We start from the raw sequence: 17,565 nt of genomic DNA on the forward strand, positions 1-17,565 counted from the left end.
TTTCCCGCATCGCGCTTGCCTTTCCGCCGGTTCCCGGCTATGCGCCCGCGCTTCCGTCATGGTCATCCCTGGAGGCGTGGCGGATATGTGCAACTGTTTCTCGGAGAAATGATATGAGCGATCAGCTGACGCTGACGGCCGAGACGCGCGAACGTGCAGGCAAGGGAGCCTCGCGTGACCTGCGTCGCAATGGCCGCGTCCCCGCCGTCGTCTATGGCGGCAACGAAGAACCCCTGATGATCCACGTCGAAGAAAAGCTGCTGATGAAGCAGCTGATGACGGGTCACTTCATGAACTCGGTCGTGATGATCGAAGTGGGCGGCAAGACCGTCCGCACCCTGCCCAAGGACGTCGCCTTTCATCCCGTCAAGGATCGCCCGATCCACGCGGACTTCCTGCGCATCTCGAAGGACGCCAAGGTCCATGTCGAAGTGCCGGTGGTGTTCGCCAACGAAGAAGCCTCGCCCGGCCTGAAGCGTGGCGGCGTGCTGAACATCGTTCGTCACGAGCTGGAACTCGTCTGCGAAGCGGACAAGATCCCCGACGAAATCAGCATCGACGTCACCGGCTTCGACGTCGGCGATTCGATCCACATCAGCAACGTCGCCCTGCCCAAGGGCGTCGAAAGCGCGATCAGCGATCGCGACTTCACGATTGCGACCATCGTCGCTCCGTCGGCGCTCAAGTCGAGCGATGGCGACACGACGAAGGACGAAGGCGAAGCCGCCGAAGGCGAAGCCTAACGCTTACCGGATGCGCCCCTCCCCGGCGGGAGGGGCGTTTCCATCGGACCCGGGAAAGGCACCACAATGCAGCTCTGGGTCGGCCTCGGCAATCCCGGGCCTCAATATGCGATGAACCGGCATAATGTCGGCTTCATGGCGATCGACGTAATCGCCGACACCCATCAATTCGCGCCGCCCGCCAAGAAATTTCAGGGCTGGCTGCAGGACGGCCGCATCGGCCGGACCCGCATTTTGCTGCTCAAGCCCGGCACCTTCATGAACGAAAGCGGCCGCAGCGTGCGCGCCGCGATGGATTTCTACAAGCTCGCGCCGCAGGACGTGACCGCCTTTTATGACGAACTCGACCTTGCGCCGATGAAGGTGAAGGTCAAACAGGGCGGCGGCGCGGCCGGACATAACGGCATCCGCAGCATGATCCAGCATATCGGCGACGATTTCCGCCGCGTCCGCATCGGCATCGGTCATCCGGGGCACAAGGACCGCGTGACGGGTCATGTCCTTGGCAATTACCACAAGACCGAGATCGAACCGCTGACCGACTTGCTCGGTGCGATCGCCGCCGAAGCGAGCTGGCTTGCGGAGGGCGACGACGTGCGGTTCCAGAACGATCTGGCGCTGCGGCTGCAACCGTGACAATGATCCGCGCCGCGACGCCCGCCGATCGCGACGCCGCGGTCGCCCTGTGGCAAAGCTGCGACCTGACCCGGCCCTGGAACGACCCGTACGCCGACTTCGATCGCGCGCTCGGCCACGACGCCGCGACGATCCTGCTCGCCGAAGCCGGACGCGCGATTGCCGGCACGATCATGGTCGGCTTCGACGGTCACCGCGGCTGGGTCTATTATCTGGGCGTCCAGCCCGACCGGCGCGGCAGCGGGATCGCGCGCGATCTGCTCGATGCCGGCTGCGACTGGCTGCGGTCGCGGGGCTGTCCGAAGGTGGAATTGATGGTTCGGGATGGAAATCCCGCCGCGGGGCTCTATGAGCGCCTCGACTGGGATTTGCAGCCGGTGCGCGTCTTTGCCCGCCGGCTTGATTAAAAGGGTAGGAAAATGGGTTTCAAATGCGGGATCGTCGGGCTGCCGAACGTCGGCAAGTCGACGCTGTTCAACGCGCTGACCGAGACGCAGGCGGCGCAGGCGGCGAATTATCCCTTCTGCACGATCGAACCGAATATCGGCAATGTCGCGGTGCCCGACGCACGGCTCGACAAGCTTGCGGCGATCGCGGGCAGTCAGAAGATCATTCCGACGCAGCTCGCCTTCGTCGATATCGCCGGCCTCGTGCGCGGCGCGTCGAAGGGCGAAGGGCTCGGCAACCAGTTCCTCGGCAACATCCGCGAAGTCGACGCGATCATCCACGTCCTGCGCTGTTTCGAGGATGACGACATCCAGCATGTCGAGAACAAGGTCGATCCGGTCGCCGACGCCGAGACGGTCGAGACCGAGCTTCTGCTTTCCGATCTCGAGAGCCTGGAGAAGCGCGTCCCCGCTTTCACGAAGAAGGCGGCGCAGGGCGACAAGGAAGCCAAGGCCGCAGCATCGGTGCTCGGCCAGGCGCTTGATCTGCTGCGCGACGGCAAGCCCGCGCGTCTGACCGATCCGAAGGACGCCGATGAAGAGCGCATCCTCCGGCAGGCGCAGCTGCTGACCAGCAAACCCGTCCTCTATGTCTGCAATGTCGAAGAAGCGAACGCCGCGACCGGCAACGCGCACAGCGAAGCCGTCTTCGCGCGCGCCAAGGCCGAGGGCGCACAGGCGGTGATCGTCTCGGCAGCGATCGAAAGCGAACTCGTCGGCATGGACGGCGAAGAACGCATGATGTTCCTCGAGGAGATGGGGCTGCACGAAACCGGCCTCGCGCGCGTGATCCGCGCAGGATATGAGCTGCTCCACCTGCTGACCTTCTTCACCGTCGGCCCGAAGGAGGCGCGCGCCTGGACCGTCCATACCGGCGCGACCGCGCCGGAGGCCGCGGGCGAAATCCACAGTGATTTCCAGAAGGGCTTCATTCGCGCCGAAACCATCGCCTATGACGATTATGTCGCGCTGGGCGGTGAAGCCAAGGCGCGCGAAGCCGGCAAGCTGCGCGCCGAAGGCAAGGCCTATGTCGTGCACGACGGCGACGTCATGCACTTCCTGCATAGCTAGGCCGCGCTGCGCCCAGAAACTTCGTCATTGCGAGCGAAGCGAGGCAATATCCAGCCATCGACCTTGCGTACGGACGACAGCGGGAGATTGCGTCGTCGCCGCGCTCCTCGCAACGACGTCAGGGCTCGAACGCCGCGAGTATGGGGCAAGGGCCCTTGTCGGTTGCGGCGCACTGGTCCGCCAGCCGCGCGAGCGCGGCGCGGGTTTCGCTCATCTGGGCAATCTTGGCGTCGAGCACCGCGATGCGCTGGCGGGCGAGGCTGCGGACCCGCGCACGATCGTCGCTCTGTTCAAGTTCGAGCAGCTCGGCGATTTCCTCGAGCGTGAAGCCCGACGCCTGCGCCGACCGGATGAATTGTAGCCGGCGGACATCGTCGGCATCATAGCGACGGATGCCGGCGCCCCACCCCTCGCCGCCGCTGCGCGCGGGCGTCGTCATCAACCCGCGGCGCTGATAATAACGGACCGTTTCGACCCCAACGCCGCCCGCTTCGGCCAGTTTTCCGATCGAAAGCTGCATCGCTTGACTCCGTACCATGGTACGGAGGTTATACAGGCGGCATGACACAGACAGCAACCCTCTACCGCATGGTCATGCCGGAGCATATCTGTCCCTATGGCCTGAAAGCGAAGCACCTCCTCGAACGAAAGGGCTTCACCGTCGACGATCATTGGCTGGGGACGCGCGCGCAAACCGACGCGTTCAAGGCCGAACATGACGTCAAGACGACACCGCAAACCTTTATCGATGGCCGCCGGATCGGCGGCTATGACGATCTGCGCCGCCATTTCGGCCTTGCGGTCCGCGATCCGGGTGCGACGAGCTATACGCCCGTGATCGCACTGTTCGCGATGACCGCGCTGATGGCCCTCGCCGCGAGCTTCGCCACCTACGGCAGCCCCTTCACCCTGCGCGCCGCCGAATGGTTCATCTCTTTCAGCATGATCGTTCTGGCGCTGCTCAAGCTGCAGGACGTCGAAAGCTTCTCGACGATGTTCCTCAACTATGACCTGCTCGCGCGGCGCTGGGTTCCCTATTCCTATGTCTACCCCTTTGCCGAGGGGCTGGCCGGGGTTCTGATGACCGCCCACGCCCTCCCCTGGCTGTCGATCCCGGTCGCGCTGTTCATCGCCATCATCGGCGCGGTGTCGGTCTTCAAGGCGGTCTATATCAACCGCCGCGACATCAAATGCGCCTGCGTCGGTGGCAGCAGCAAGGTACCGCTGGGCTTCGTATCGCTGACCGAAAATCTGATGATGATCGCGATGGCGCTCTGGATGCTGCGCGGAGCCATCGCATGAGCGGCGCGATCGGCCGCCGTTCGCTGTTGGCGGCAGGCGGCGCGGCGGCGCTTGTCCCATGGCTCCCCGCCTGGGCACAGCCGATCGCGTCGGGGCTGCCGACGGTCGGCGGCACCGATATCCGCCTGACCATCGCGCACCGGATGCTGACCGCCGACGGCAAGGCCAGCCATGCGATCGGCATTAACGGGACGATCCCGGGCCCGCTGGTGCGCCTGAAAGAAGGCACGACGGCGCGGCTGCATGTCACCAACGCCCTGCCCGACGAGGATAGCTCGATCCACTGGCATGGGCTGATCCTGCCCTTTCATATGGACGGCGTGCCGGGCATCAGCTTTCCCGGAATCGCACCGGGCGCGACCTTCACCTATGAATTTCCGGTGCGGCAGTCGGGCACCTATTGGTATCACAGCCATTCGGGGCTGCAGGAACAGATGGGCCATTACGGCCCGATCGTCATCGACCCCGCCGATCCCGATCCCGTCGCCTATGACCGCGAGCATGTGATCGTCCTGTCCGACCACAGCGCGCTGCACCCGCACGCGATCTTCAAAAAGCTCAAGCAAATGGGCGGCTATTTCAACCACAACAAGCAGACGCTCGCGGGGTTGATCGCGGGCCGCGACCAGCCGCTGGCCGACCGGGTCGCGTGGGGCGCGATGCGGATGGACCCGACCGACATCAGCGATGTGACCGCGGCGGCCTATACCTATCTCGTCAACGGTCACGGTTCCGCCGACAATTGGACCGGGCTGTTCGCTGCGGGCGAACGCGTCCGGCTGCGGGTCATCAACGCATCGGCGATGACGACCTTCAACATCCGCGTGCCCGATCTTGCGATCACCGTGGTGCAGGCGGACGGCCTGAACGTCCGTCCCGTGAAAGTGGGCGAATTTCAGATCGGGGTCGCCGAAACCTATGACGTGATCGTCGAGCCCGAAGACCGCGCCTACAGCATCATCGCCGAGAACAGCGACCGATCGGGCATGGCGCGCGCAACGCTCGCCCCGCGCCCCGGCATGACCGCGCCGGTTCCGCCGCTGCGCGCCCGTCCGCTCGCGACGATGCGCGATATGGGCATGGGCGATATGGGCATGGACGGCATGGACCATGGCGCGATGGGACACGGCTCGGCCGCGCCGGGCGAACCGATGCGGCACGGCATGCGCGACATGAAAGGCGCGCCGAGCGTCAAGGACACGCCCGCTGTCCAGTCGATCTCGCCGATGCCGGTCGATCGCACCGGTGAGCCCGGACAGGGGCTGGAGGATGTCGCGGACGCCTTGACCTATCGCGATCTCGTCGCGCTCGATCGCAACCCCGATACCCGCGTCCCGTCGCGCGAGATGCAGATCCATCTGACCGGCAACATGGAACGCTATATGTGGGCGTTCGACGGGGTGAAGATGAACGAGGTCACCGCACCCATTCCCTTCACGCTGGGCGAGCGCGTGCGCGTGACGCTGGTCAACGACACGATGATGACGCACCCCATCCACCTGCACGGTCATTTCTTCGAACTGGTCACGGGCAAGGGCGACCATGCCCCGCGCAAGCATACTGTGAATGTCCAGCCGGGCGGCAAGGTGACCTTCGACCTGACCGCCGATGCGCCGGGCGACTGGGCCTTTCATTGTCACCTCCTCTATCACATGCACGCGGGGATGATGCAGGTCGTGACGGTGCGCGCCGCGGAGGATGCGGCATGATCCCGATGGCGCTCCTGTTGCTGGCCGCACAGCCGGACGCGATGGCGCATCCCGCCCCCGCGCCCGGCTGTACCGCCGACCATGCCGCCATGGGCCATTGCACGATGCCCGTAGTGGCGCCCCCGCCGCCGCCACCGTCCTGTTCGCCCGAACATGCGGCGATGGGACATTGCGCCATGCCTGCGCCGCCCCCGCCCCCCGGCTGTCCGCCCGAACACGCCGCCATGGGGCACTGCACCCCCGGCGAGCCCACGACAGCCCCACCCCCCTCGCCGCCCGTCGGCAATGCCCCGCCGCCGCCCGCGCCGCGCGTCGATGCCGCCGATGCGATCTTCGGCGCCGACGCGATGGCACCCGTCCGCGCCCGCCTATACGCCGAGCATGGCGGCGGCAGCACTTCCAGGATCATGCTCGATCACGCCGAAGTCCGCGTCGGCTCCGGCGAAACCACCTATAGCTGGGACGGCGAAGGCCGCTTCGGTGGCGACATCGACAAGCTCGTCATCAAAAGCGAGGGCGAAGGCGCCTTCGGCGGCGCGTTCGACCGCGGCGAGGGGCAGCTATTGTGGGGCCATGCCATCGGCCCCTATTTCGATCTCCAGACCGGGCTGCGTCAGGATGTCGGCCCCGGCCCCTCGCCCACTTACGCCGTTGTCGGCGTCGAAGGACTCGCGCCCTATTGGTTCGACGTCGAAGCGGCGCTGTTCCTGTCGGACAAGGGCGATGTCACCGCCCGTGTCGAAGGGAGCTACGACCAGCGCATCACCCAGCGCCTGATCCTGCAGCCGTCGGCGGAACTGAACGTCGCGCTTCAGGACGTGCGCGAACAGGGTATCGGCGCCGGGCTGTCGAGTGCCGAACTGGGCCTGCGCCTGCGCTATGAGCTTGCCCGCGAATTCGCGCCCTATCTGGGCTATGTCTGGGAAGGCAAGATCGGCCGCTCTGCGCAGTTCGCGCGCGCCGTCGGCAACGACCCGTCGCGGTCCAGCGTCGTTGCCGGGATCCGCATCTGGTTCTGACCCCGCCGCCAAGATCATTGATGTGACGCATGACTAGTCTATCTGGGGAGCACGATTCGTTTCTCCCCGGAGTCCCGCCATGTTCTCGCGCCGCAATTTCCTTGCCACCGCCACGCTTGCCGGCTTGTCCGCCCCGGCCATATTGCGCGCCGAGGCCGGCTTCTTTCGCGATTTCCCGTTCAGCCTCGGCGTCGCCGCCGGCGATCCCGCGAGCGACGGTTTCGTCATCTGGACCCGCCTCGCGCCCGACCCGATGGCGCCGCACGGCGGCATGCCGCTGGTCCCGGTTCCGGTCGAATGGGAAGTCGCCGAGGACGGCGGCTTCCGCAAGGTCGTCGCGAACGGCACCGAACTGGCGCGCCCCGAGCTTGGCCATAGCGTCCATGTCGAGGTCGCCGGGCTGCAGCCCAGCCGCCCCTATTATTACCGCTTCACCGCTGGCGGCGAACGCAGCCTGCGCGGCCGCGCCCGCACGCTGCCCGCGGCCGGCGCGCGCACCGATCAGGTCAAGTTCGGGGTTTGCGGCTGCCAGCATTATGAATCGGGCTTCTATGGCGCCTATCGCCACCTTGCGCGCGAAGAGCTGGATTTCGTCTACCATTATGGCGACTTCATCTACGAATATCAGCAGGACTATCTATACGACAGTGGCCTGCCGATCCGGCCGGTGCGCAAATATACGCTCCGCGGGCTTCAGGATTTGAGCGATTTCCGCACCGCCTATACCCAGACGCTACTCGACATCGACATGCAGGCGGCGCGTTCGGCGCATGGCTTCATCTCGACCTTCGATGATCATGAAATCCGCAACGACTGGGTGTCGGTCTATGACGACTGGAAGATGGGGCTCGACGGCAACGATCCCGACGCCCCGCCGCCCGAAGTCTTCATGCTGCGCCGGCAGGCCGCGTTCCAGGCGTGGTACGAACATATGCCGGTGCGCAAGGCGCTGCTGCCGCGCGGCGGCTTCATCGCCGCGAACCGCGAATTCCGCTATGGCGACCTGATGGCGATGCAGGTGCTCGACACCCGCCAGTATCGCGACAATCAGCCGTGCGGCGACGGGTTCAAACCCGCCTGTCCTGATGTCTTTGCAAAGAATGCGCAAATTCTCGGCAAGGCGCAGGAAGAGTGGCTCGCCAAAAATCTCGCGCAGGGCGGCGCGACGTGGAACGCGATCGCGCAGCAGGTGACGATGATGTCGCTCGACCGGCGGCGCAAGGCCGACGAGCCCCAAAAGATCGTCAACCTCGACAGCTGGGCGGGCTATGAGGCGCCGCGCGAACGCATCCTGTCGCGCTTCGCCGGTCTCAAGAACTGCGTCGTGCTGACGGGCGACGAGCATCAGAATTTCTGCGGCGATCTGGTGCTCAAGGACAAGGTCGTCGGCGCAGAATTCGTCGCCACCTCGATCAGCAGCGGCGGCGACGGCAGCGATCTGCGCGCCGGCACCGACCAGTTTCTGAAGCTCAATCCCGAACTCAAATTCGCCAACGACCAGCGCGGCTATGTCGTGTGCGACGTGAACCGCGACGCGTGGCAGACGCACTTCATGGTCGTCGACAAGGTGACGGTGCCGCTGGGCACGCTGTCGAAGCGCGCGACAGGCGTCGTCGACAACGGCATCGCCGGGATCAAGATGGCCTGACCCCGGCGGATACCATCGTTTAGTCGTTGGGATCCTTGTATTTGAACGGATTATAGGGCGTCGGCTGCGTCGGCACCGGGAAGCGCGGCAGCGTCTTGTCGCTGTTCGCCGCCGTGACCAGCATCCCCGCCATCACGACCGAAGCCTGGCGCAAATCGTCGCCTTTCAGATGGTCGAAGGTGTCGGCGCTGCTGTGGTGCGTGCGCGATCCATAATCGAGCGGGTCCTGGATGAACTGGAACCCCGGCACCCCGACCGACTGCATATAGACATGATCGGTGCCGCCCGTCGGCCCCGCAACGACCTTGCCCGCGCCCATGCTCGCAAAGGGTGCAAGCCAGGATTGCAGGATCGGAACCGCGCCGACATTGCCCTCGGCATAGATGCCGCGCAGCTTGCCCGAGCCATTGTCCATGTTGAAATAGGCTTTTAGGTCGCCATAACCGGGCTTTGGCGTGATCGGGTAACGGCTCGGCCAGCCATAATAGAGCGCGTTGCCGTCCTCGCCCTCGGTCGGGCCGGGGCGCGCCGCGAGATATTTGTCGACATAGGCGAGCGACCCGAGCAGCCCCTGCTCCTCCGCGCTCCACAGAACGAAGCGGATCGTGCGTTTCGGCCGGATGCCGAGCTCGCGAATGATGCGCGCGGCCTCCATCACGACGGCGCTGCCAGCGCCATTGTCAGTCGCGCCGTCGCCCGCCACCCAGCTGTCGAAATGCGCGCCGGCCATGACATAGCCAGCCTTTGGATCGGTCCCCGGAATTTCGGCGATGATATTATAGGCGCGCGTATCGCTGTCGTCGTAACGGACGTTGGAATCGATCTCGAGCTGCGGCGGCGCCCCGCTTTTCGCGAGCCGTGCCAGGCGCCGATAATCCTCTGCGGCCAGTTCGATGCCGGGCAGCTTCGGCGAATGCCCGACGCGGTAATTATAGCCCTCGCCATGCACCAGCTTGCCGTCGCGATAGGATTGCCGAACCATCGCCAGCGCGCCTTCGGATTTCAGAAAGGCATCGAGCTTTTCGGCAAACGTCACCCGCTCCAACCGGCGATTGAGCGCATCGGGATCATATTTGGGCTGGCGAAATTCGTCGAGCTTGCCGATGTCGTCGCCGCTCAGGCGGCGAAAGGCCGGCTTGTCGGGTTCGTCGCCATCGCCCGGCAGCGAGACGAGCACGATCTTGCCGGCGAGTTTGCCCTTCCATTCGGCGAAATGTTCTTCCTTCGACATCGGCGCGACGATGATCGGAGCGGTCACCGGTCCGTTGGTCGGCGGCGTCCAGGCAATCGGGATGGCGGTCAGCGCGAGCGAGCGCGGCGCGACCATGCGCGCGCTGACCGACAGGATTTCCCATCCGCGGCCGAATTCGAAGCCGTCGCGGCGGACATTGGACAGGCCCCAGCCTTCGAACTTTCCGATCGCCCAGGCTTCGGCCCGGCGCATGGCGGGCGAATTGGTCAGGCGCGGACCGATGCCGTCGGTCATTTCCTGTGCCGTCTGCATCACCTGGCTGCGGTTATAGCCTTCATCGATGATGCGATTGGTGTCGTCGCCGCTCTGTCCGGTCGCCGGCACAGCCAGACATGCTGCGCCGACCAGCAGCGCCGCCATCAAACCCCTGTTCATGAACGCGTCCCCTTCATTTCGTCCGTGGTTTCGGTTGAAACCGGGTGCACCATGGCAAGGGTGCGATTGCAAGCATGATATGGCCGAACCGCCTCGCCGACGCGCAATGACCTTGTCGCGCGGTTGTCACGCCGCCATCCTAGCGCGATGACCATGACTCGCCTGATGATCCTGATCGCCGCGCTTTGCTCGCTGGCCTCGCCCCATGTCCGTGCTACGGAAGCGAACGCCGAACCGCGCGCGCCCGTCACCATCCTGATTTCGATCGACGGCTTCCGCGCCGACTATCTTGACCGCGGAATCACCCCCAATTTGTCGAAACTCGCCGCCGAGGGCGCGCGGGGCGCGCTCCGCCCTTCTTTCCCCACCAAGACCTTCCCCAACCATTATGCGATCGTCACGGGCAAACGCCCCGACACCAACGGCATCGTCGGCAACAACATGATCGACCCGCGGCGTCCCGCCGAACGCTTCAGCCTGGGCAATGCGAAGCAGGCGCTCGACCCCTTCTGGTGGGACGAGGCCGAACCCGCGTGGGTGACGGCGCAAAAGGCCGGGGTGCGAACGGCCACGATGTTCTGGCCGGGCAGCGAGGTCGCGATCCACGAGGTGCGTCCCGCCGATTGGCAGCGCTACGATGAAAATGTCAGCAATGTGCAGCGCGTCAACGCGGTCCTCGATTGGCTGCGCCGCCCGCGCGCGACCCGCCCGGCCTTCGTGACGCTCTATTTCGACGCCGTCGATACTGCCGGGCATCATTTCGGCCCGGACTCGGCGGAACTCAATGCCGCGATGACCGAGGTGGATACCCGCATCGGCGACCTGCTGTCGGGGCTGAAAGACCTCGACCAGCCCGTTCGGCTTCTGGTCGTGGCCGATCATGGCATGCGCGCGATCAGCGATGCGCGGATCGTCGACCTTGCCGACCTGATCGATTTGCCGAGCATTATCGCGGTGGAGACCGGCCCCTATGCCGCGATCGAACCCGCCGCCGGAACCGACGACCGGGTCTATGACGCGCTGCTCAAGCCGCACGACCATATGACCTGCCGCCGCCGCGAGGATCTGCCGGAACGCCTTCACTATGGGCACAATCCGCGCGTCGCGGCGATCATCTGCATCGCGGAGAACGGCTGGACGATCGTCGCGGGCAAGCCGGCCTATCCGGTGATGGGCGGAGCGCATGGTTATGACAATGACGACCCCGACATGCGCGCCTTGTTCATCGCCTATGGCAGCGGCCTGCGCGGCGACGTCGGGCTGGTCGACAATATCGAGGTCTATCCGCTTCTGATGCGCCTGATCGGCGTCAAGCCGCTGCCGAGCGATGCGCGCGGCACACTGCTCGAAAGTCTTGCGCCGCAACGCTGACCCGCGAAACGCGATCGGAACGGCGCGCGCCAGCTCCGCTATGCCCGATCAGTCGCGCAACACCGCCATCGCGCGGATCGACAATTCGGGTGCGTTGACGATCTGGACGAGGTAGCGGCCCGGCGTCACGTCATATTCGACCATCTTGCGGATGCCCGAGCAGGCGGGGCCATGGCCGTGCGCCGCCGCCGGCTGCGCCTTGCCGTCGCGCACCAGATCGATCCAGGCCCCTGCGTCGAGCGCAATCACGAGCCGGCCGGCCCGTTTCACCTCGACCGGGATCATGCCGCCGAATTTGAACACATCCTGCCGCCGCTCGGGCGCGATCCAGTAGCGCAGGCTTTCGGCCTTATGGAGCAACAGCCCCGTGCGCGCCGCGCCGAGCGACGGCCAGTCGGCGGCGCGCGCCTCGCCATAGGCATAGATGGTCTTGGCCGAACTCATCCGCCCCCAATCGGCCAGATCGGGCGGCAGCGCGGGGTCGGCGGGACAATCGGCCACCGCCTTGACCTTGCGCGGCGCCTTGCCCGTCGCGGGCATCGCCACAACCATCGCGGCGCCCAGCGCCGCACCTGCAAAGACCCGAAACCGCATCGCTCACCCTCCCGCGCCGGAATAGCTGTCGGCGGCAATCTATACCGGTGCGGTCGTTTTGTGGATGCCGGAAATAGCAGGCGCGCCGGACCGTCACGCGATCAGTCGAAGCGTCCGCTCCGCCCTGCCCCGTCGACAAAGCGCGCCGCCCCCTTCCGGGCTTCGGCGCGCAATGGCGCGGCGCCTTCGCGCCCCTCGAAGCGGAGCGCGTCGGCAAGGTCGAAATCCCATTGGCGATAGGCCGACATGCGGTCGGTACGCATGCACAGCGCCGGAAAATGCGCGATTTCGGCGGCAAGCGCCTGCGCGGTCGCCAGCGCCTCCCCTTCCTCCACCACCCGGTTGGCAAGCCCGATTGCGAGCGCTTCGGCCGCATCGACCGGCCGCCCGGTAAGGATCATGTCGAGCGCGCGTCCCTGCCCCACGATGCGCGGCAGGCGAACCGTCCCGCCATCGATCAGCGGCACGCCCCACCGGCGGCAGAAAACGCCGAACACCGCGCTGGCGGACGCGACGCGCAGGTCGCACCACAGCGCGAGTTCAAGGCCGCCGGCAACCGCATAGCCCTCGACCGCTGCGATCACCGGCTTGGAAAGCAACATGCGCGACGGCCCCATCGGCCCGACGCCTTCGGGTTGGTAACGCTCGTTGCCCGCCCCCACTGCCTTCAGGTCGAAGCCTGCGCAAAAATGGCCCGACGCGCCGGTCAGCACCGCGATCGCGGCGCTGTCGTCGACTTCGAAGTCGGCGAACGCCTGCCGCAACAGGTCGGCGGTGGCCGGGTCGACCGCGTTGCGGCAGTCGGGGCGGTCGATGGTGACGGTGCGCACCGCGCCGTCGTTGGTGATCCGCACGCTCATGCCGCGGGCATCGCGCGGTCGACGATGGTGCGCGCATCGACGGTTGCATCGAACGCGCCATAGGCGCTGCCACGCGCACTCAGGCGAAGGCGGCAGAAGGCCTCGGCAATCGGACTATCCTGTCCGATCAGGATCGCGGCCTGCGCCGCAAGCGCCAGCCGCTCGACGAGCAGCCGTGCGCTACTCTCGTCGGCGCGCGTCAGATCGATGTCCTCGACCCAGCGATCATAAAGGGCGTCGCGTCCGCGCTGCGCCGCCAGAAAATCCTGAAGCGCCGCCACCCCTTCTGGTTCGCGCGCGATGGCGCGTAGCACGTCGAGCGCAATGACATTGCCCGATCCTTCCCATATCGCGTTGAGCGGCGATTGGCGGAACAGCCGCGGCATCGGCCCCGCCTCGACATAGCCGGCGCCGCCATGCGCCTCCATCGCTTCGTAGATCAGACCCGGTGCGCGTTTGCACACCCAATATTTGGCGATCGGCGTCAGCAGCCGCGTCAGCGCATCCTCTTCGTCGAACGCCTGCGCCAGCCGGAAGCCGAGCGCCGTCGCCGCCTCGCTTTCGACGGCAAGGTCGGCCAGCACCGCCGCCATCGCGGGCTGGTCGATTAGCCGCTTCTGAAAGGCCGACCGATGCGCGGTGTGCCATAGCGCCTGCGCAAGCGCGCCGCGCATCTGCTGCGCCGAACCGATCACGCAGTCTAGGCGCGTATGCTGGACCATCTGGATGATCGTAGCGACGCCGCGCCCTTCGGCGCCCAGCCTTTGGGCCAGCGCACCATGATATTCGATTTCGGACGAGGCGTTCGACCGGTCGCCCATCTTGTCCTTCAGGCGCATGACGCGGAACCCCGAGTTGCGGGTGCCGTCGGGCAGCCAGCGCGGGACAAGGAAGCAGGTCAGTCCGCTTGTCGCATAGGCCAGCGTCAGGAAGGCGTCGCACATCGGCGCCGAACAAAACCATTTATGCCCCGTCAGGCTGTACCAGCCCGCCTCGCCGGTCGGCACCGCGCGCGTCGTGTTGGCGCGCACATCGCTGCCGCCCTGCTTCTCGGTCATCGCCATGCCGATCGTGACGCCCGCTTTCTCGGCCGCCGGGCGGAAGGCCGGATCGTAGCGGCCCGCCGCGATGCGCGGCACCCAGACGTCGGCAACCGCCTGCTCGGCTCGCAGCGTAGGCACGGCGGCATAGGTCATGGTCATCGGGCAGCTTGTGCCCGAATCAGCCTGCCCGGTCAGGAAGAGGATCGCCGCGTGGAGCGTATGGCCGCGTGCGCTGCCGTCCCACGCCGCAGCGGCAAAGCCGCTATCGAGCCCCAGCCGCATCAGGTCGTGATAGGCGGGATGAAAGCGCACCTCGTCGACGCGGTGTCCATAGCGGTCATAGGTTTCGAGCACGGGGGGCTGGCGGTTTGCCTCGACGCCCCATTCGATCACCTCGGCCGAGCCACAGCGCTGCCCAAGCGCGGCGAGGCGGGCGCCATGTTCGCCCGCGCCCGCGCAGTTCACCGCATCGACCAGCGCGCGGTCGCCGGTAAACAGGTTCCTGTTTTCGAACGGCGGCACCTGGTTGAACACGTCATGCGTGTCGAGCCGGTCGATCGGCTGAAGTGCGGTCATGCTTCGTCTCCTCAATCGTCGGCGGGCAGGCGCTTCGACACCTGGCTTGCGATCGGATCGCCGCTGTCGCGTTCGGCAACCGCCTGCTTGAAGCCGACCTCCTGCGCGCGGTCGCGGAACCATATGCCTTCGGGCGAATGGCGCGATACCCCGTCGAACAGCGTCGCGAACATCTGGGTATTGTTGAGCCCCATATTGTCATAGGCCTGATTGACCACCGTCTTGGTCATCATCAGCTGGTTGCGCGGAACCCCGCGCAGCCGCCCGACGAGCCGCTCGACCGCATCGTCGAGTTCGGCCTCGGGCACCGCTTCGAGCGCCAGCCCGATCCGTTCGGCCTCGCGCCCGTCGATCAGGTCGCCCGTCATCATCATGCGCTTCGCCATCTGCGGCCCCAGACGATAGACCCACATCGCCGGGGTCGGCACGCCCCAGACGCGCGCCGGCGGATAACCGATGCGCGCATCGTCGGCCATGATCAGAAAGTCGCAGCACAGCGCGATGTCGGACCCGCCGGCAACCGCGGCGCCATGAACGCGCGCGATCGTCGGCTTGGTCGCGCGCCATAGTGCCATGAAGTCCTGCGTATTGCGCCACATCATCTGGAAATCGAGCGTCGGATCCCACGGCATATCCTGCGATCCGCTGATCTCGCCCTTGCGTTCGGCATAATGTTTAAGATCGTATCCGCCGCAAAAACCCGGCCCCGCGCCGCGCACGACGATGACATGGACGTCCGCATCGGCTTCCGCCCGCTCGACTACGGCGCGGATCTCGCGCGGCATGCCGTGGGCGATCGCGTTGAAATGTTCGGGACGGTTGAGCGTGATCGTCGCCACCCGGTTTTCGGCGGCATAGGACAGGGTCTGATAGGTTGTCATAAGGTCTCCTCGGGCGCGCAAGCGGCGCCTTCTGCGATGGCGGTTTCGATCTCTTCGGGGGTGAGGCCGGCCGCGGCGAGTACCGCCCGGCTATGCTCGCCGACACGCGGCGCATGCGCCTCGAAGCCCGGCCGCGCGCCGTCGAAGCGCGCCACGGGCCGGGTCCGGCGCACCGCACCGGCCTGCGGGTGGTCGGTCAGCGCGACGAAGCCGTCATGAACGATCTGGGCGTGACCGGGGAGCGCCGCCGAGCGGTTGGCGACGCCGCACGGCACGCTCGCGTCGGCCAGCCGGGCCACCGCCTCGCGCGTGCTCAGCGCGGCAATGCGCGGCGCCGAGATCGCGCGCAGATCGTCCCAGTTGAGGAATCGCGTCGTCATGTCGGCAAAGCGCGGATCGGCAAGCAGCTCGGGCGCCTCGATCGCGCGCGCCCAGCCTTCGAATTCGGACTGCGACAGCATGACAACGACGATCCAGCCGTCGCCTGTCGCCCACGGGCGATAGACGGCGGCGATGTCGGGCATGCGCGAGGTGGCATCGGGAAAGGCCTGCGCCCCGTGGAGGTCGATCCAGCCATAAGCGACGGCGGCCTCCAGCATCGAAATATCGACGACCGCCCCCTTTCCGCTGCGCGCCCGTGCGACGAGCGCGGCGGTCGCCGCCTGCGCCGCGTACAGCCCGGCGGTCTTGTCGCAAATCCATTGCGGGGCGAGCAGCGGGCCTTCGGCGGTCCAGCTGACCATCCCCGATTCGGCCTGCACAATCGGATCATAGGCGCGCCCGCCCGCCATCGGCCCGTCCTGACCGAAGCCGCTGATCCGCGCGATGACGAGATCGGGGCGCAGCGCATGCAGCACATCGGTGCCAAGTCCCAGCCGCTCCATTACCCCGGGCCGGAAATTGTGGATGAGGAGGTCGGCGTGCGGCACCATGCGGCGCAGCAGCGCCTGCCCATCGGCACGCGCAAGGTCGATCGCGACCGAGTGCTTGTCGACGTTGAGCGCGACATGCGCCGAGCTGAACCCCGGCGCCGCGACCGCGCCCAGCAAACGCGCGCGGTCGCCTTCGGGCGGCTCGACCTTCCATACCCGGGCGCCCTGCTGCGCCATGATCTGCGTCGCCAGCGGCCCCGCGACAACGCTGGTAAGATCGATTACGGTCACGCCATCGAGGGGCAGCATCTTCCTCTCCCATCTTATTTGTTGCATATATTGTCGGATATGGACACAGAACGCAATATAGTAAACTCGGCCGATGCCGGAGGGATGAGCGCGCGGATGCTCATTCTCGATCTGCTCGACACCGGCGCTCCGCCGGCGTTCACGGTCGCCGAACTGGTGCGCGCCGGCGCAGCCTTCGGGATCGAGGCGCCGGGCATCCGGACGGCGTTGACGCGCCTCAAGTCGGAAGGTCGGGTTCAGGCGATCGCGCGCGGCCGCTATACGATCGGCGCGAATGCAGAGGTGTTGAAGCAGCGGATCCTCGGCTGGCGCACCCGGCTTGAGCGGCGGCAGCCCTGGGAGGGACGCTGGCTCGTCGCGGTCGCGGGGCCGCAGGAGCGCGCCGACCGCACCACCTGGCGCCGGACTCTGCGCGCGCTGGATCTTGAAGGATTTGCCGAGGCCGACGCCAATATCTGGGTGCGCCCCGACAATCTGGCGCGTGGGGCCGCGGGGATGCGGCAAGATTTGATCGAACTCGACGCCGCGCCATCGCTGTTCGTCGTCGAGGCGAGCGGGCTGGACGCCGCCCGCGACGCCCGCTTCCGCACCTTGTGGCAGGGCGAAGCCCTGCGCGCGTCGCACCAGCGGCTCGCCGCCCGCCTCGACGAGAGCGCGGCGGGCATCGATGAAAGCCGGCTTCCCGCGGCGGCGGCCGAAACGCTGCTCTTGGGGCGACAAGCCATCCGCGCCATCATGCGCGATCCGCTGCTACCCGAAAGGCTTTGTCCAAGCGATGCGCTCGCCGCGCTGATTGCGGCGATGACGCGCTACGACAGCTTGGGTAAGCGCATTTGGGCGCGCTATCTCGAAAGCTGA

17 protein-coding genes are annotated in these 17,565 nt (G+C 66.3%); 10 read left to right on the forward strand and 7 right to left on the reverse strand.

What is annotated here, in order from left to right; all coding sequences use genetic code 11:
* Nucleotides 1-113 precede the first annotated feature (113 nt).
* The 4 genes from P1IM2_RS16245 to ychF all read left to right on the forward strand — a co-directional run bounded on the left by P1IM2_RS16245 (nucleotide 114) and on the right by ychF (nucleotide 2,896).
* Nucleotides 114-743, forward strand: a complete 630-nt coding sequence (locus P1IM2_RS16245) for a 50S ribosomal protein L25/general stress protein Ctc (RefSeq protein WP_003044652.1) — start codon at nucleotides 114-116, stop codon at nucleotides 741-743.
* A 66-nt stretch (nucleotides 744-809) separates the two neighbouring features.
* Entirely contained in the window at nucleotides 810-1,379 is a 570-nt protein-coding gene (pth, locus tag P1IM2_RS16250) for an aminoacyl-tRNA hydrolase (RefSeq protein WP_003044654.1), read from the forward strand.
* 2 nt (nucleotides 1,380-1,381) lie between these two features.
* Nucleotides 1,382-1,786 carry a GNAT family acetyltransferase gene (locus P1IM2_RS16255; protein ID WP_186403175.1) on the forward strand — a complete coding sequence of 135 codons (405 nt, stop codon included), beginning with the start codon at nucleotides 1,382-1,384 and terminating at the stop codon, nucleotides 1,784-1,786.
* 12 nt (nucleotides 1,787-1,798) lie between these two features.
* Nucleotides 1,799-2,896, forward strand: a complete 1,098-nt coding sequence (ychF, locus tag P1IM2_RS16260; RefSeq protein WP_186403098.1) for a redox-regulated ATPase YchF — start codon at nucleotides 1,799-1,801, stop codon at nucleotides 2,894-2,896.
* A gap of 118 nt (nucleotides 2,897-3,014) precedes the next feature.
* Here the strand turns inward: ychF and P1IM2_RS16265 are convergent, their stop codons facing one another.
* A complete protein-coding gene (locus P1IM2_RS16265; RefSeq protein ID WP_186403099.1) occupies nucleotides 3,015-3,416 on the reverse strand; it encodes a MerR family DNA-binding protein in 402 nt (133 codons plus the stop codon).
* Between the two features lie 41 nt (nucleotides 3,417-3,457).
* Between P1IM2_RS16265 and P1IM2_RS16270 the strand changes: the two genes are divergently transcribed.
* The 4 genes from P1IM2_RS16270 (at nucleotide 3,458) to P1IM2_RS16285 (ending at nucleotide 8,574) form a co-directional block, all read left to right on the forward strand.
* A complete protein-coding gene (locus P1IM2_RS16270; RefSeq protein ID WP_186403100.1) occupies nucleotides 3,458-4,198 on the forward strand; it encodes a glutaredoxin family protein in 741 nt (246 codons plus the stop codon).
* Entirely contained in the window at nucleotides 4,195-5,907 is a 1,713-nt protein-coding gene (locus P1IM2_RS16275) for a copper resistance system multicopper oxidase (protein ID WP_186403101.1), read from the forward strand. The genes P1IM2_RS16270 and P1IM2_RS16275 overlap by 4 nt, the downstream gene beginning before the upstream one ends.
* Nucleotides 5,904-6,926, forward strand: a complete 1,023-nt coding sequence (locus tag P1IM2_RS16280) for a copper resistance protein B (protein ID WP_254535881.1) — start codon at nucleotides 5,904-5,906, stop codon at nucleotides 6,924-6,926. The genes P1IM2_RS16275 and P1IM2_RS16280 overlap by 4 nt, the downstream gene beginning before the upstream one ends.
* Nucleotides 6,927-7,005: 79 nt before the next feature.
* The gene (locus P1IM2_RS16285) at nucleotides 7,006-8,574 is read left to right on the forward strand and encodes an alkaline phosphatase D family protein (protein WP_186403102.1); all 1,569 of its coding nucleotides are present in this window, start codon (nucleotides 7,006-7,008) and stop codon (nucleotides 8,572-8,574) included.
* 19 nt (nucleotides 8,575-8,593) lie between these two features.
* On the opposite strand, the gene P1IM2_RS16290 is transcribed toward P1IM2_RS16285, so the two are convergent.
* Entirely contained in the window at nucleotides 8,594-10,201 is a 1,608-nt protein-coding gene (locus P1IM2_RS16290) for a M20/M25/M40 family metallo-hydrolase (RefSeq protein ID WP_186403103.1), read from the reverse strand.
* Between the two features lie 147 nt (nucleotides 10,202-10,348).
* On the opposite strand from P1IM2_RS16290, the gene P1IM2_RS16295 reads away from it, so the two are divergent.
* The gene (locus P1IM2_RS16295) at nucleotides 10,349-11,572 is read left to right on the forward strand and encodes an ectonucleotide pyrophosphatase/phosphodiesterase (RefSeq protein WP_313906818.1); all 1,224 of its coding nucleotides are present in this window, start codon (nucleotides 10,349-10,351) and stop codon (nucleotides 11,570-11,572) included.
* 48 nt (nucleotides 11,573-11,620) lie between these two features.
* Here the strand turns inward: P1IM2_RS16295 and P1IM2_RS16300 are convergent, their stop codons facing one another.
* From P1IM2_RS16300 to P1IM2_RS16320, 5 genes are all read right to left on the reverse strand, one after another.
* Entirely contained in the window at nucleotides 11,621-12,166 is a 546-nt protein-coding gene (locus tag P1IM2_RS16300) for a hypothetical protein (RefSeq protein WP_186403104.1), read from the reverse strand.
* 101 nt (nucleotides 12,167-12,267) lie between these two features.
* Complete coding sequence (locus P1IM2_RS16305) at nucleotides 12,268-13,026, reverse strand: crotonase/enoyl-CoA hydratase family protein (RefSeq protein WP_186403105.1); 759 nt, start codon at nucleotides 13,024-13,026, stop codon at nucleotides 12,268-12,270.
* Entirely contained in the window at nucleotides 13,023-14,645 is a 1,623-nt protein-coding gene (locus tag P1IM2_RS16310; protein WP_186403106.1) for an acyl-CoA dehydrogenase family protein, read from the reverse strand. The genes P1IM2_RS16305 and P1IM2_RS16310 overlap by 4 nt, the downstream gene beginning before the upstream one ends.
* A gap of 11 nt (nucleotides 14,646-14,656) precedes the next feature.
* Nucleotides 14,657-15,526 (reverse strand): crotonase/enoyl-CoA hydratase family protein, encoded by an 870-nt coding sequence (locus P1IM2_RS16315; RefSeq protein WP_186403107.1) that lies wholly within the window; start codon nucleotides 15,524-15,526, stop codon nucleotides 14,657-14,659.
* Entirely contained in the window at nucleotides 15,523-16,707 is a 1,185-nt protein-coding gene (locus P1IM2_RS16320) for a CaiB/BaiF CoA-transferase family protein (RefSeq protein WP_186403108.1), read from the reverse strand. The genes P1IM2_RS16315 and P1IM2_RS16320 overlap by 4 nt, the downstream gene beginning before the upstream one ends.
* A gap of 39 nt (nucleotides 16,708-16,746) precedes the next feature.
* On the opposite strand from P1IM2_RS16320, the gene P1IM2_RS16325 reads away from it, so the two are divergent.
* Nucleotides 16,747-17,565: a hypothetical protein gene (locus P1IM2_RS16325; protein WP_254535880.1), complete on the forward strand. Its 819-nt coding sequence runs from the start codon at nucleotides 16,747-16,749 to the stop codon at nucleotides 17,563-17,565.

Source organism: Sphingopyxis sp. P1IMeth2 (assembly GCF_900185685.1).
Classification (GTDB): domain Bacteria; phylum Pseudomonadota; class Alphaproteobacteria; order Sphingomonadales; family Sphingomonadaceae; genus Sphingopyxis; species Sphingopyxis terrae_A.